Source organism: Streptomyces sp. NPDC049837 (assembly GCF_040674455.1).
Classification (GTDB): Bacteria; Actinomycetota; Actinomycetes; order Streptomycetales; family Streptomycetaceae; genus Streptomyces.
Window position 1 is genome coordinate 148,438 of the sequence record NZ_JBFAMP010000001.1, and the last position, 14,370, is coordinate 162,807.

The window sequence follows — 14,370 nt, forward strand, 5'->3', positions numbered from 1 at the left end:
TCCGCTCTACCCGGGGGCGGGCCCCACCGGGTGGCGCGGAGGCAGTCGGTGGAGGCGGACATCGGCCAGCCGGCCGCCGGTCACGACGGCGGTCATGTACGTGCGGTACGGCTGGCGCCGGCGGTCGGTGGGCGAGCCGGGGTTGAGCAGCCTCAGGCCGCCGGGCGCCGTGCTGTCCCAGGGGATGTGGCTGTGCCCGAACACCAGGACGTCCAGGTCGGGGAACCGCTCCTCGCACCGGCGTTCGCGGCCTTGCGCGGGGCCCGTCTCGTGGACGACGCCGAACCGCAGCCCGCCGAGCTCGGCGAGGGCCACTTCGGGCAGGCGGGCGCGCAGCTCGGGGCCGTCGTTGTTGCCGTGGACGGCCAGCAGCCGCTTGGCGCGGGCCTCCAGCAGGTCGAGGGTGGCGGCGTCCACCCAGTCGCCGGCGTGCAGCACGACGTCGGCGGCCTCAATGCCCGCGAGGAGCTGTGCGGGCAGCTCCTTGGCGCGTTTGGGCACGTGGGTGTCGGCCGTCAGGAGCAGTCGCACGTCGTCGGTCGCGTTCACCCCTCCATGGTGCGGTCAGGCACGGCAGCGCAGCATCTCCAGCGGCGGGGTGGCGAAGAGGTCCGCCCAGAAGTCCTCGCCGAACTCACGGACGCCGGCTTCGGACACCTGGAGGGGAACCCAGGTCACCTCACTGAACCCGGTCGCCCGCAGGGACTGCTCGTAGACCTCGCGGCGGGGGGCCGCGGTGACGATGCTGATCGGCTGCGGGTCGAGGAGAGCCGTGACCCGGACCCGCGGACCCGTCTCGGTGTCCTCACCGGTCGGCTCGCAGAGGAATCCGTACTTGTCCAGGGAAGGACAGTCGAACCGGTAGTCGGGATTCTGGGCGAGGACGAAGAACTCTCCACCCGGCACCAGGCTCCGGTGGATGTTGCGGCACATCCGCTCCATCGCGGCGATGTCATCGGCGTAGTTGAGGCACTGCACTCCCACGGCGATGTCGAAGCGCCGGTCGAGAGGCCGCAGCTCGGCCACGTCACCGACTTCGTAGTTCACACCCAGCGGGTCACGCTGCTCGCTGCCCCGGGCGGCGGCGATCATCTCGACGGAGATGTCGACACCGAGGACGTCCGTGGCGCCGCGCCGCTTGAACTCCCTGCTGTAGAAGCCGGTGCCGCACGCCAGGTCGAGAACCGACTTGCCGCGCACGTCCCCGACCAGGCCCAGGAAGCTCGGCACCTCCCCGTAACGCATCAGCGGGAGGGACTTGAACCCTTCGAATGCCTCGCCGATCGCGTCGTACTGCTGCACGCTCACGTGCCGCCCCCTCTTGCGCTTCGTTCTGTACGTGGCCACGCCGGCCCTCCGGAATCGGAGGCTCACCGCGTCGCGGTCGTGGCAGAAAGTCTCCCCCGCCCCGCCGGGCCACCGTACTGGCAGATGACACAAAGAAGTTGGCGGCACACCCCCCTATCACCCAACACACCCTCCTGGTGTCAGGGGGCCGGCGCGTGTGGCGGGACGGCGAGGAGTGTGCGGTAGGAGGCGGTACCGGCCGGCTCGCCGACCCGGCGCCCTTCGGCCTCGACCCAGGCGTGGGCGCTGAAGGGCGGCGTCCGCACGCCGGTGCACCAGGTCGGCCAGACGCCCCGCATCCGGCACAACAGGACGGTGGCGAGGGAACGCTGGAGGCAGTACTTGCCGGCGCACAAGGTGCTGACGGTGGTGACGTTGCCGCGGGCGCGCAGTGCCTCTTGGTAGGTGGCCGGCCGGGCACCGTGCCGCAGGAGGCTGAGCAGAGTGCCGAGGCGCTTCGGGGTGAGGCGGGCCAGGAGACGCGCGGCACCGACCGCCACGTGCGCCAGGCAGCGGTGGCGGAAGGGAATCGGGGAGCGCCGGCTGTCGAGTACCTGGCTCATGACGTTGTCCGTTCCCGCACCAGCCGTGCCCTGGCGAGCCGGGCGATCAGGTCGCTGATGTCCTGGGCGGCCTGTTCGGCGGTGACGGGGCGGGCGCGGGCCAGTTGTCCGGCGATGCGGGCGCTGTCGTCGCCGCGGAGCAGCGCGCGCAGGATGAGGGCGCCGGTGGCGTTGAGCTGCCAGTAGCGGCCGCGGCGGCCGTCGAGCAGGACCATGCCGTCGTCGGTGTCGCAGACGGTCACGTCACGGCACAGGGTCAGGGTCACGGGGGTGCTCCTTGAGGTGGTCCGGTGTGGGATGCGTCCGGAGGTCCCGCAGCCAGGATTCGGCGGCCACTGCCGTCTCCACCGCCGGCCCGCAGGCCGCGGGCAGCGTGCCGGGGCTCAGCCAGGCACGGCGCAGGGTGTCGCGGTCGGCCAGCCCGGCGGCGACGAGAAGCGAGGAGTCGGCCCAGGCGGCGAGAAGCGGCTGCTGCGCCTTCATCCCGGCACGCCACTCGGCGCCGGCGTCACCTTTTGTCGTCCGGGCCAGCAGAAGGTCCGGCACGATGCCACGCATCGCTTGGACCAGCAGCGGCTTGTAGCGCCAGGGATCGAGCGCCTCGTGCGGGCGGACGCGCAGGCACGCCTCGACGACCGCGTCGTCGCAGAAGGGCATCTCCAGCGCCATGCCGTGCTGGTCGTAGGTGACGGCGACCCGTCCGGCCTGCTGGATCTGGTGGATCCACCGGTGCGGGCCGCGGGTACCGGCCAGCGGGGGGACGTCCGCGGCCGCCTGGCGCAGGAGCTCCGCCGCTGCCTGCCGGGTGTGCTCGGTGGCCCAGGGCGTGGGCGTCATCGGTGCTGCCCAGCCCAGGTCGGGGGCGCCGGGCTCCATCGGCGCGTTGGCCAGGCCCGTCGCCTGCCGAACCAGCCAGGCGGAGTGCCCTCGCCGGTCGGCGAGGCAGCGCGCTGCGGCGGCGCGCGGCCAGCGCTGCATGGCGGCGAAGGCGCCCAACTGGCGGATGGCCGTGGCGGGCCGGTGACGCACGAGGTCGTGCAGGTGACAGACCGGCGGCAGGACCACGTGGTCCCCGCCCTGCCCGCACAGCCGCCGCCCGCCCCCGTGCGCGCGCAGCACCGAACGGATGTGGTGCTGCTGCGCCAGGTCGCGCCACTTCAACGACGGCTCGTCGTCCGGTTCACCGCCTTCGCCCAAACCCGTGAGGTAGGGCGGCAGGCCCGCGATGGGAAACGTCAGGCGGGTGGTGCCGCTGGGCAGATGCGCCGCGGCCACGCGGGCGTAGCGGGAGTCCTCATTGGCCGCGTCACTCAACTCCAGGGTGGCGACGACGAGTCGCGCCCCGGCTTCCACGGCCAGGAAGCACAACGAGGTCGAGTCCATGCCACCGGACAGATCCGCCGCCCAGACCTGCCCCGGGCGCACCCGCACCGCCACCGCGTCCCGCAGCGCTTCCCGCAGCCCCACCGCCGCCTCGGCCAACGGCGACTCCTGCTCCGGCGCCCGCCACCACCGACGCTCGCCGGCGCGCCCCCTGCGGTCGAGCCGAACGGCGCTCTCCGGCGACACCGCGCGCACCCCACGGAACATCGCCGCCCGGTCCAGCGGGAAGGGAGTCGGCCCCAGGAACGCGATGCGTGCGGCCATCTGGTGCGTATCCACATCCGCACCCGTCAGCCACGCCAGCGTGCGGGAGCGGTCGGCGACGACGTCGACCCCGTCCACCGCGGCACGGTACAACCGCCGCGCCCCCGACGCCGTGCCCCGCGCGTACACCTCCCCTCGCACTGTCGCCAGCAGGTGGAAACACCCCGCGACGCCCCGCACGAGCTGTTCCGCCTGCGTCGCGGTGCTCACCGTGCCGGCCCGTCGCCGCAGTTCCGCCTCACTCGCTCCGGAGACCCCGAGCAACGCCACACGTACCCGACCGGTCTCGATGATCCGCGCCCTGTCGGCGCTCCAGCACCCGACCAGCCAGGGCCGGCCGGACTCGTGCGGCACCACATGGCACGCCGCGCCCCGCAGCCCACGGAACGCGGCGAGCGCCGCGTCGCAGTCCGGCAGGGCCGCGAACCAACACTCGCCGCACATGGATGTCACCACCACTGCCGGTGGAATCCGCTCCAGCCGTCCCAACCATGACCGTAGAAACCTTCGGTCTTCTCGGTGAAACCGCCGACCTCCTCCAGCACCGGCGGCTCGTAGACCTCGGCCTGTTCGGTGTCACAACTCTCGCGCACAGCTCCTCACCTCCTTTCAGCGTCTGCTTGAGCGTCTGCGCAAGGAGGAGGTGCCCGGCACGCAAACCGACACACCGCATTTAACTCGCGTGAGTTACGAAATAGGAATATATGACTGATGTCGGGGCGGGCGCCCGAAGCGGGCGCGCCACGATCCGGGGCAGGGGTGGGCGCGCCAGCCGCGGTCCCACTCCGCCCGGCGGGGGGACGTACCGGCGCCGGGCCGTTCCGTCGCGGTCCGGCACGCGAGTGCGGTCAGTACGGCGGTGACGGCCGCCAGTTCGGTGGCGGTCGGGCGGCCGTGGACGATGCGGAGATGGAGGGGCACTGGCCCATGCTGCGCCGCCCCCTCCGTCCAGGGCATCCGCTGCTCCCCCATCCGGGCGAACGCGGCACCGGTCGCGGTCGCGGCGGTGGGACGGCGGGCACCCGGCGGCGGGCACTCCGGGCCGGGCGCTGACGGCGGCGGGTCACCGATTTGCCGTAACCGGGTGGTTCCTCTTCGACGCGCGCGACGATCGCCGGTCCCTGATCCTTTGAATGCAAACGCGACGAAAGGGCATACGTCATGGCCACGTTGTGCAGACCCGCGGTGTCCGTTCCCGAGCACGTGATCACCATGCAGCAGACGCTCGACCTGGCACGGACCATCCACGCGGACCACCCGCAGCTCCAACTGGCGCTGCGGCTGATGGAGAACACCGGAGTGCAGAAGCGGCACCTGCTGCGGCCGATCGAGGAGACGCTCCGGCACGACGGCTTCGAGATACGGAACCGGATATACGAGGCCGAGGCCAAGGCCCGGGTGCCCGCCGTCATCGAGCGGGCGCTGGAGGACGCGGAGCTCCGCGCCGCGGACATCGACATGATCATTTATGTGTCGTGCACGGGCTTCATGATGCCGTCGCTGACGGCGTGGCTGATCAACACGATGGGCTTCCGCGGCGACACCCGGCAGGTGCCCATCGCCCAGCTCGGGTGCGCGGCGGGCGGCGCGGCCATCAACCGGGCGCACGACTTCTGCACCGCCTACCCGGAGGCGAACGCCCTCATCGTGGCGTGCGAATTCTGCTCGCTGTGCTACCAGCCGACCGACCTGGGCGTGGGCAACCTGCTGTCCAACGGACTGTTCGGTGACGGGCTCGCGGCCGCGGTGATGCGGGGCCGGGGCGGTACGGGCGTGACGCTGGAGCGCAACGGCTCGTACCTGGTTCCGGAGACGGAGGACTGGATCGCGTACGACGTGCGCGCCACCGGCTTCCACTTCAAGCTCGACAAGAGGGTGCCCGGCACCATGGAGCCCTTGGCGCCGGCCCTCAAGGAGCTTGCGGGGCAGCACGGCTGGGACGCCTCCGACCTGGACTTCTACATCATCCACGCAGGTGGTCCGAGGATCCTGGACGACCTCAGCAAGTTCCTCGGCGTACCGTCGGAGGCGTTCCGCTTCAGCCGGGCCACGCTGACCGAGTACGGGAACATCGCCAGCGCCGTGGTCCTGGACGCGCTGCGGCGGCTGTTCGACGAGGGCAGCGCGCAGCACACCGCGCGCGGCCTGCTCGCGGGCTTCGGGCCGGGCATCACGGCCGAGATGTCGCTCGGCCGCTGGACGGTCTCGGACCAGGTGCCCGAACGCGTTCCCACACGCATGCTCAAGGACGTACCCGACCGTGTCCTGGTGGAGGAACCGACCCGTGTTGGATGAGACGACGACCACAGCCGCACCGCCCCCAGTACGTCACTGGCCCGCCCTCGACCTGTTCGGGGTGGACTTCGACCCCGTGCTCGCCGAGTTGATGCGGGAGGGTCCGATCACCCGGATCCAACTGCCCAACGGCGAGGGCTGGGCCTGGCTGGTGACGCGCTACGACGAGGTCAGGGCCGTGACGAACGACCCCCGCTTCAGCCGGAAGCTGGTCGTCGACAACGACGTCACCCGGCTGGCGCCGCACTTCATCCCGGTCGACGGGGCGGTGGGTTTCGAGGACCCGCCCGACCACACCCGGCTGCGGAGGGCGGTGGCGCCCGCGTTCACCACGCGGGGGGTGGAGCGGCTGCGGGACCGGGCGCGGCGGATGCTGGACGAGCTGGTGGAGGAGGTGCTGGCCGACGGTCCGCCGGCCGACTTCACCGAGCGGCTGCTGGGGCCGTTCCCGCTGGCCGTGGTCTGCGAGCTGATGGGCGTCCCCGCGATCGACCGGCCGCGGATGCACGAGTGGACGAACCTGATCCTGTCCTCCGCGCACGGTGCCGAGCGCAGCCAGCGCGCCAAGGATGACATGTGCGCGTACTTCGCCGATCTGCTGCGCCAGCCGCGTGACGGCGACATTGGCGACGACCGGGACGACGACGAGGAGAGCGTCATCGGGCTGCTGGGGACCGCCGTGGCGAACGGTGAGATCACCGCGTCCGAGGCGGTCGGGCTGGCGCTGCTGATCCAGATCGGCGGCGAGGCGGTCACCAACAACTGCGGCAACATGCTGTTCATCCTGCTCACCCACCCCGAGCACATGGAGCGGCTGCGTGCCGAGCCGGCCGCCCGCCCGCGCGCCATCGACGAGATGCTGCGCTACATCCCGCACCGCAGCGCCGTCGGCCTGTCCCGCATCGCCCTGGAGGACGTGACGGTGGCGGGGGTACGCATCCGGGCCGGCGAGCCGGTCTACGTCTCGTACCTGGCGGCGAACCGGGACCCGGACGTCTTCCCCGACCCGGAGACGCTGGACTTCGACCGCAGCCCCAATCCGCATGTGGCGTTCGGGTACGGGCCGCACTTCTGCGTGGGGGCCATGCTCGCCCGGATGGAGTCGGAGCTGCTGGTGGACGCCTTCCTGGACCGGTTCCCCGGGCTGCGTCTCGCCGTGCCGGTCCACGCGGTCCCCTTCCGCCGCGGCGCGCTCATCCGCGGGCCCCAGTCCCTTCCGGTGACCTGGTGACGGCGCGTCAGGGGGCGCCGGCCGCCGCGCTGGCCGACGCCCCCCACGGGCTGCTGGTGCCGACGGGGCACGGGCGCAGGCTGCGGTCGCCGCGCAGGAGGTCACCTTCAAGGTGACGGGCGAGCACTCCCGGGCGGCGTCGAGCTTCGAGGTGGTGGTGCCTCCCGGGTTCGACGTGGGCGCCCATGTGCACGCCCGCAGCGAGGAGCTGTTCTACATCCTGGAAGGGGAACTGGACGTCCTGGCGTTCGAGCCCCGGGGGCGGACCGGCGACGACTGGCGGCACTGGGAGTCGCCGTCGGGGCGGCGCACGGTCCGGGCCACACCGGGCACGGTGATCGTGGTCCCGCCGGGCTGTCCGCACGCGTTCGCCAACCGTACGGACCAGCACGCCAGGATGTTCTTCCAGGCGTCGCCGCCGCCGGACCACGAGCGGTACTTCGAGGAGCTCATCGAGATCCTCGACCGGGACGTGCCCCCGGACCACGCGGCGATCGCCGCGCTGCGCGCCCGCTACGACATCGAGCAGATCACACCGCTGCGGCACGACGCGCACCGGGAGCCGTGACCCGGGGCGTGGTCGCTCAGGCGGCGGCGGGGAAGCGGTCCCAGACGCGGTGGCGGCCGAGGAGTTCGGTGACCCGTGCGAGGACGCTCTCGCCGCTGTCCCCCGTCACCACGCCCGTGGCCCCGGCCGGTACGCCGGCCGCCTCCAGGACGCTCTCGGCACCGGCCCAGCCGCCGATGGCCTTGGCGTGCCGGAACGCCTCGGAGACCATCAGCAGCACCCGGGGGTCGGTCGTCGCGGTGGGCTGCTCGGCGTCGGCCGCCCGGGCGTCCCGGGCGCCGTAGGCGTCGGCGCCGTGGCCGGGCAGGCCCGCCACGAGCAGGGCGTCGAACTCGACTGACCGCGCGGTGGCGAAGGTCCGCTGCACGGCGACGGGGTCACCGTCCGTGCCCAGTTCGCCGCCTGCCGGGGCGATCACGAGCGGCACCATGCCCGCGTCGAGCACGGCCTGGCGTACCGCGCGTACGCCGTCCAGCTCGCCGTTGTCATCGGCGACGATGCCGATGATCCGGCCGTCCGTGGGCCAGGTCTCACCGATCTGGGACAGGGCGGGGCTGGGCTCCACCATGGCCAGGGGTTCGGTGGGCTTGGGGGCGGGCAGGCCGAGGCCGGTGGCGACCTTCTCGCACAGCTCGGGGTCGATGTTGGCGAGCACCTTCAGCCCGCGTTCCTTGATGGCCTGCTCGTAGCACTTGCCCAGTTCGAAGGTGTAGGCGGCGGCGATGTGCTCGCGCTCGGTCGGGGTCATGCTGAGCCAGAAGCGGCGGGGCTGGCTGAAGTGGTCGGAGAAGGACGCGGGGGCCTCGCGGACCTTCTTCGCCGCCGGGATCTCGCGGGGTACCTCGATGTACGCGCCCGTGTCGGCGCCCGCTGTGAAGGGGCAGCCGCCGTCCAGCGAGTTGGGGCGGTAGGGGGCGACGCCGGTGTGCACGGCCGTCTGGTGCATGCCGTCGCGGGTCATGTCGTTGACCGGGGCGTGGGGGCGGTTGATGGGGATCTGGGCGAAGTTCGGGCCGCCGAGCCGGCTGATCTGGGTGTCGAGGTAGGAGAAGAGCCGGCCGGCCAGGAGCGGGTCGTCGGTGATGTCGATGCCGGGGACGAGGTGGCCGGGGTGGAAGGCGACCTGTTCGGTCTCGGCGAAGAAGTTGGACGGGTTGGCGTTGAGGGTCAGCAGCCCGATCGGCTGTACGGGGGCGAGCTCCTCGGGGACGATGTTGGTCGGGTCCAGCAGGTCGATGCCCTCGAAGGTCTGCTCGGGGGTGTCGGGGAAGGTCTGGATGCCCAGCTCCCACTGGGGGTACGCCCCGGCCTCGATGGCGTCGGCGAGGTCCCGGCGGTGGAAGTCGGGGTCCATGCCGTTGATCATCTGTGCTTCCTCCCAGACGAGGGAGTGCACGCCGAGCTTCGGCTTCCAGTGGAACTTGACCAGGGTGGTGCGGCCCTCCGCGTTGACGAGGCGGAAGGTGTGGACGGCGAAGCCCTCCATCATCCGGAAGGAGCGCGGGATGCCCCGGTCGGACATGTTCCACAGCGTGTGGTGGGTGGCCTCGGTGTGCAGCGTGACGAAGTCCCAGAAGGTGTCGTGGGCGCTCTGGGCCTGCGGGATCTCCCGGTCGGGGTGGGGCTTTCCGGCGTGGATGATGTCGGGGAACTTGATGGCGTCCTGGATGAAGAACACCGGGATGTTGTTGGCGACCAGGTCGAAGACGCCCTCGCTGGTGTAGAACTTCGTCGCGAAGCCGCGGGTGTCGCGCACGGTGTCCGACGAGCCGCGCGAGCCGAGCACGGTGGAGAAGCGGGTGAACACCGGCGTCTGGACGTCCTTGCCGAGGAACGCCGCCTTGGTGACCCCGGCGGCCGTCCCGTAACCCTGGAAGACGCCGTGGGCGGCGGCGCCCCGGGCGTGGACGACCCGCTCGGGGATGCGCTCGTGGTCGAAGTGCGTGATCTTCTCGCGCAGGTGGTGGTCCTGGAGCAGGACGGGGCCCCTGCTGCCCGCCTTGAGGGACTTGTCGCTCTCGTAGAGCCGGGCACCCTGGGCGGTGGTCAGGTACGGGTCGCCCTGCGCCATCCGCGGCTGTTCAGCGCCGGTGGGCAGGCCCGTGGGGCTGTACGTCTCCGGTCCGCCCTGGTCCGGCTTGGGCGGGAGGGGACCGCGCACCTCGGTCGGTTCGTCGAGCTGGGCGGGCTCGGGGGCGGGCGCGCCGGGGATGTCGGCGGCGGGGCCGCCGCCGTCGCCGCGGACGGCCTCGGTCAGCTTCTCGGCGGCCGCTTTCAGGTGGTGGGGGTTCGGCATCGTTTCCTCCGTGCTCGGGACAGGGACTCCACAGCCATGACCGTCGCGGAGTGGGACAAAACGGAAGCGCCGGGGACATCCGTCCATCGGCACACAGCCGGCCGGGCGCCGCCCGCCGCTCCGCGAGCGGCCACGGCTGCCCAGGTACCCCCGTGTCGTTGTGGGAAGCACGGACTTTGGTCACCGCTCCAGTTCCTTGTGGGCGCTCTCGGGCAGCCGCAGGTACACGGCGGCGGACACCAGGCACAGGACGGACACGTACCAGGGGAACAGGCCCGGGTGGCCCAACTCCGTGAACAGGGTGCCCACATAGGGCGCCGTCCCGCCGAAGAGGGCCACGGTCAGCGAGTAGGGGAAGCCGATGCCGGCGGCCCGCACGCGCGCGGGGAAGACCTCCGCGTTGACCGCGGCCGAGATCGAGGTGAACCCGGTGAGCAGGACCATGCCCGCGCACTGGACGAGGAGCAGGGAGGCGAAGGAGTCGCCGATCGCGCGCAGCAGGGGCACGGTCAGCAGGGCGAAGCCGATGCCGAAGAAGAGCAGCGGCGGTTTGCGGCCGTAGCGGTCCGACAGCAGCCCGCCCAGGGGCTGGAGCAGGGCGAAGAAGCCGAGCGAGAGGGTGCCGGCGAGCAGCGCGTCGGCCTTGTCGATACCGGCGTTGAGCTCGGCGTACGTGGGCAGGTAGGAGGTCCAGGTGTAGTACGCGATGGTGCCGCCGGTCGTGATGCCGCAGATCAGCAGCGATTCACGGGGGTGGCGGCGGAGCGCGTCGAAGAGCCCGGGGCGGGGGCGCCCGGCGGGTTCGCCGGTGGGCCGGAGGGTCTCCTCGGCCCCGCGCCGGATCCAGAAGCCGACGAGGCTGAGGGCGGCTCCCACGACGAACGGAACGCGCCAGCCCCAGGCCTCCATCTGGCGCTCGCCGAGGCCGCCGACGAGAGCGGCCGCGATGCCGGAGGCGGCGAGCTGGCCGATGGTGGTGGAGACGTACTGGAAGCTGGAGAACAGGCCGCGCCTGCCGGGCCCGGCCGACTCGACGAGGAAGGTGGTGGAGGCGGCGAACTCGCCGCCGACCGAGAGGCCTTGCAGGAGGCGGGCGGCGACCAGCACCACCGGGGCGAGGACGCCGGCGGCGGCGTACGTCGGGGTCAGGCCGACCAGGAGGCTGCTGCCGCCCATCAGCAGGATGGTGAGGGTCAGCGCGGCGCGCCGGCCGTGCCGGTCGGCGACGGCGCCCATGATCAGTCCGCCGAGGGGTCGCATGAAGAACCCGACCGCGAAGACGGCGAAGGTGGACAGCAGCGGGACGAGGGAGTTGCCGGAGCTCCTGGGGAAGACCTGGCCGGCGATGTGGGTGGCGAGAAAGGTGTAGGCGTACCAGTCGTACCACTCCACGGCGTTGCCCACGGACGCGGCGAGGAGCTGCCGGGCGGGGCGGGGGGCCGCCGGGACGGAAGTCACTGTCATGGTCACGCCCATCCCCGCGCCGCCCGGGTCGCACACCTCCGCGTGTCCGGGCCCGTGGAACCGCTCCGGGCCGGTCAGAGGGGTTCGTCGCTCCACTGGTCGAGCAGCGCGTCGCCGAGCTCCCCGGCCTCCGCCGCACCACCGTGGAGGGGCTGTTCGGTCCAGATGACCTTGCCCTCGGGGGTGTACCGGGTGCCCCAGCGCTCGGCGTACTGGGAGACGAGGAACAGGCCGCGACCGCCCTCGTCGGTGGTTCTGGCGCGGCGGAGGTGGGGCGAGGTGCTGCTGCCGTCGGAGACCTCGCAGATCAGGTTGCGGCCGTGCAGGAGCCGGACCGTGATCGGGTCGCCGCCGTAGCGGATGGCGTTGGTGATCAGCTCGCTGAGGATGAGTTCGGTGGCGAAGCCGATGTCCTCCAGGCCCCAGTCGGCCAGGCGGCGGGCGCAGGCGCTCCGGACCGGGGACACCGCGGCGGGGTCGCGGGGCACCTCCCACTCCGCGTAGTCGGCGGGGTCCAGGCGGCGCGTGCGGGCCACCAGCAGCACGATGTCGTCGCTCGGCTGGGAGGGCAGCACGGCCTCGATCACGGCGGCGCAGGTGGCCTCCGGCGTCCGGCCGGTCCCCGTCAGGGCGGTACGCAGGGCTTCCATGCCCGCGTCCAGGTCACGGCCGCGGTCCTCGATCAGCCCGTCGGTGTACAGGACCAGTTGCGAGCCCTCGGGCAGGGTCAGCTCGGCGCTCTCGAAGGGCAGCCCGGCGCCCAGACCGAGCGGCGGGGAGACCGGCATGCGGGGGAAGGTCACGCTCCCGTCCGGGTGGACGACCGCGGGCCCGGGGTGACCGGCGGTGGCGGCGGCCACCCGGCCGGAGACGGGGTCGTAGACGGCGTACAGGCACGTGGCCCCGGTGATCCCGTGTCCGTCCCGCTCCTCGGCGGCGTCCTCCTCGGTGTCGATGCCGGCCACCAGCTCGTCCAGGTGGCCCAGCAGTTCGTCGGGCGGCAGGTCCAGGGTGGAGAAGTTGTGCACGGCGGTACGCAGCCGGCCCATGGTGGCCGCGGCGTGCAGGCCGTGGCCGACGACATCGCCCACCACCAGCGCCACCCGGGCGCCGGACAGGGAGATGACGTCGAACCAGTCGCCGCCCACCCCCGCCCGGGCGGGCAGGTAGCGGTAGGCCGCCTCCAGGGCGTTCTGCTCGGGTATGCCACGGGGCAGGAGGCTGCGCTGGAGGGTGACGGCCATGGCGTGCTCGCGGGTGTAGCGGCGGGCGTTGTCGATGGCGACCGCCGCCCGGGCGGCCAGCTCCTCGGCGAAGGACTTGTCCTCCTCCTCGAAGGGCGCGGAGCCGCTCGCCCGCCAGAAGTTCGCCACCCCCAGCAGCACCCCGCGCGCCAGCATCGGTACCACGACCAGGGAGCCGAAGCCCTGGTCCACGGCGTACCGAGCCTGCCCGGGACCCTGGGCCCACAGGCCCTCGGAGGTCCCCGGACCGGTCTCCAGGACCGCTCGGCCGCTCCTGACGGCGGCGGTGACGGCACTGGTGGGGGCGAACCGGATCAGCTCGCCGACGGGGTGGCGGGAGCCGCTGCCCTCCAGGCCGTGGGCCGCGGTGCGGCGCAGCTCGGTGACCGGCCCGGGTGGCGGCTCCTCGCCCCGCAGGACGGCGTCCAGCAGTTCCACGGTGACCGCGTCGGCGAACTGGGGCACGGACACCTCCGCCAGTTCCTCGGCGGTGCGCGTCACGTCCAGCGTGGCGCCCACCCGCACCCCCGCGTCGTACAGCAGCCTCAGCCGCTCCCGCGCGATTTCGGCCCGCCCGGTGACGGTCGCCAGCTCCGTGGTGTCCCGCAGTGTCACCACGCTGCCCGCCTGGCCCCCGTACGGGGCCGTGGGCCGTTTGTTCACCGCCAGCAGCCGGTCCCCGGCCAGGCACACCGTGTCGGTGACCGGCTCGGCCGAGCCCAGCAACCGTGCCGTCTCCCCCTCCAGCCCCAGGTCCGCCACCCGTCGCCGCTCCGCGTCCGCCGGCAGGTCCAGCAGCCGCCGCGCCTCGTCGTTGGCCAGCAGCACCCGGCCGTCCGCCCCGGTGATCAGCACCCCTTCCCGCACGGCGTGCAGCACCGCGTCGTGGTGCTCGTACATCCGGGTGATCTCCGCCGGGCCCATGCCGCGCGTCTGCCTCCGCAGCCGCCGCGACACCAGCGCCGTCCCGGCGGTGGACAGCGCCAGCGCGGCCGCGCCGGTGCCGAGGATGAGCGGGAGCTGCCGGTCGACCAGGTCGCCCACGTTCTCCGACGTGATCCCGGCGGAGACCAGACCGACGACGGAGCCGTCGGCACCGATCACGGGGACCACGGCCTGCACGGCCGTTCCGGTACCGGCCGGCAGCGGCGGGCCGCCGGCCCGCTCGACGACGGTGCGGCCTTCCAGCGCGGGCTGGATGGTGCCCACGAACTTCTTCCCGATCTGCTTCGGGTCGGGGTAGGTGAGGCGGGTGCCGTCGGTGGTCATGACGAGGACGAAGTCCACGCCCGCCGCCTTGCGGGCCGCCTCGGCACGCGGTTGCAGGACGGCTGTCGGATCGGCGGTGTTCAACGCCTGCGCGGTGCCCGGGGCGTTCGCGAACGACTGCGCCGCGGTCACCGACAGGCGCTCGGCTTCCCGCTCACTGGCACGGTTGGCCTGGATCACCACGGCCGTCACGGCTGCCGCGACCAGCAGCAGCACGATCAGGACCTGCAACAGGAACACCTGCCCGGCGGCGGTGCGCAGGCTCAGCGGGGAGCGCCGTCCCGGCCCGGAGCCGCCACGCGGCCCGTCGGACTCGCGCCGGCGCGAGCGGTCGCGTGACCGTTGACGTGACCGCCGGTCCGGCCGGAACGGCCAGTTTCCCTTCCTCGCCAATGGCTCCATCACTCTCCACACCGGAGGAGCTGCCGCACTCCTCCATTGTCGGC

The 14,370-nt window shown here is 72.6% G+C and carries 11 protein-coding genes and 2 pseudogenes; 3 read left to right on the top strand and 10 right to left on the bottom strand.

The genetic code is table 11. The features are described from left to right. Positions 1-6: 6 nt before the first annotated feature. The 7 genes from AB0J57_RS00765 to AB0J57_RS00795 form a co-directional block, all read right to left on the bottom strand. On the bottom strand, positions 7-531 hold the full coding sequence (locus AB0J57_RS00765) for a metallophosphoesterase (protein WP_366126429.1): 525 nt from the start codon (positions 529-531) through the stop codon (positions 7-9). A 33-nt stretch (positions 532-564) separates the two neighbouring features. Beyond that, positions 565-1,308 (bottom strand): class I SAM-dependent methyltransferase, encoded by a 744-nt coding sequence (locus AB0J57_RS00770; protein ID WP_366125737.1) that lies wholly within the window; start codon positions 1,306-1,308, stop codon positions 565-567. A 179-nt stretch (positions 1,309-1,487) separates the two neighbouring features. Further along, on the bottom strand, positions 1,488-1,910 hold the full coding sequence (locus tag AB0J57_RS00775; protein WP_366125738.1) for a lasso peptide biosynthesis B2 protein: 423 nt from the start codon (positions 1,908-1,910) through the stop codon (positions 1,488-1,490). Continuing rightward, entirely contained in the window at positions 1,907-2,176 is a 270-nt protein-coding gene (locus AB0J57_RS00780; RefSeq protein ID WP_366125739.1) for a lasso peptide biosynthesis PqqD family chaperone, read from the bottom strand. The genes AB0J57_RS00775 and AB0J57_RS00780 overlap by 4 nt, the downstream gene beginning before the upstream one ends. Next, positions 2,154-4,001: an asparagine synthase-related protein gene (locus AB0J57_RS00785; protein ID WP_366125740.1), complete on the bottom strand. Its 1,848-nt coding sequence runs from the start codon at positions 3,999-4,001 to the stop codon at positions 2,154-2,156. The genes AB0J57_RS00780 and AB0J57_RS00785 overlap by 23 nt, the downstream gene beginning before the upstream one ends. Positions 4,002-4,006: 5 nt before the next feature. Continuing rightward, on the bottom strand, positions 4,007-4,150 hold the full coding sequence (locus AB0J57_RS00790) for a lasso RiPP family leader peptide-containing protein (RefSeq protein ID WP_366125741.1): 144 nt from the start codon (positions 4,148-4,150) through the stop codon (positions 4,007-4,009). Between the two features lie 94 nt (positions 4,151-4,244). After that, on the bottom strand, positions 4,245-4,529 hold the full coding sequence (locus tag AB0J57_RS00795; RefSeq protein WP_366125742.1) for an acyl-CoA carboxylase subunit epsilon: 285 nt from the start codon (positions 4,527-4,529) through the stop codon (positions 4,245-4,247). A 177-nt stretch (positions 4,530-4,706) separates the two neighbouring features. Between AB0J57_RS00795 and AB0J57_RS00800 the strand changes: the two are divergent. The 3 genes and pseudogenes from AB0J57_RS00800 to AB0J57_RS00810 form a co-directional block, all read left to right on the top strand. Beyond that, a pseudogene (locus tag AB0J57_RS00800) lies at positions 4,707-5,852 on the top strand (type III polyketide synthase); the annotation flags it as partial. Beyond that, positions 5,845-7,083: a cytochrome P450 gene (locus AB0J57_RS00805; protein ID WP_366126430.1), complete on the top strand. Its 1,239-nt coding sequence runs from the start codon at positions 5,845-5,847 to the stop codon at positions 7,081-7,083. The pseudogene AB0J57_RS00800 and the gene AB0J57_RS00805, both read left to right, overlap by 8 nt. Positions 7,084-7,112: 29 nt before the next feature. Next, a pseudogene (locus tag AB0J57_RS00810) lies at positions 7,113-7,651 on the top strand (cupin domain-containing protein). Between the two features lie 16 nt (positions 7,652-7,667). Here the strand turns inward: AB0J57_RS00810 and AB0J57_RS00815 are convergent. The 3 genes from AB0J57_RS00815 to AB0J57_RS00825 form a co-directional block, all read right to left on the bottom strand. After that, positions 7,668-9,947: a catalase gene (locus tag AB0J57_RS00815; protein WP_366125743.1), complete on the bottom strand. Its 2,280-nt coding sequence runs from the start codon at positions 9,945-9,947 to the stop codon at positions 7,668-7,670. Positions 9,948-10,127: 180 nt separating this feature from the next. Further along, on the bottom strand, positions 10,128-11,411 hold the full coding sequence (locus AB0J57_RS00820) for an MFS transporter (protein ID WP_366125744.1): 1,284 nt from the start codon (positions 11,409-11,411) through the stop codon (positions 10,128-10,130). Between the two features lie 74 nt (positions 11,412-11,485). Further along, positions 11,486-14,326 carry a SpoIIE family protein phosphatase gene (locus AB0J57_RS00825; protein WP_366125745.1) on the bottom strand — a complete coding sequence of 947 codons (2,841 nt, stop codon included), beginning with the start codon at positions 14,324-14,326 and terminating at the stop codon, positions 11,486-11,488. Positions 14,327-14,370: the final 44 nt, after the last annotated feature.

Coding starts and splice junctions, on each gene's coding strand:
- AB0J57_RS00775 (WP_366125738.1), bottom strand. CDS start 1,910: ATGAGCCAGGTACTCGACAGCCGGCGCTCCCCGATTCCCTTCCGCCAC.
- AB0J57_RS00785 (WP_366125740.1), bottom strand. CDS start 4,001: ATGTGCGGCGAGTGTTGGTTCGCGGCCCTGCCGGACTGCGACGCGGCG.
- AB0J57_RS00795 (WP_366125742.1), bottom strand. CDS start 4,529: ATGGGGGAGCAGCGGATGCCCTGGACGGAGGGGGCGGCGCAGCATGGG.
- AB0J57_RS00815 (WP_366125743.1), bottom strand. CDS start 9,947: ATGCCGAACCCCCACCACCTGAAAGCGGCCGCCGAGAAGCTGACCGAG.
- AB0J57_RS00820 (WP_366125744.1), bottom strand. CDS start 11,411: ATGACAGTGACTTCCGTCCCGGCGGCCCCCCGCCCCGCCCGGCAGCTC.
- AB0J57_RS00825 (WP_366125745.1), bottom strand. CDS start 14,326: ATGGAGCCATTGGCGAGGAAGGGAAACTGGCCGTTCCGGCCGGACCGG.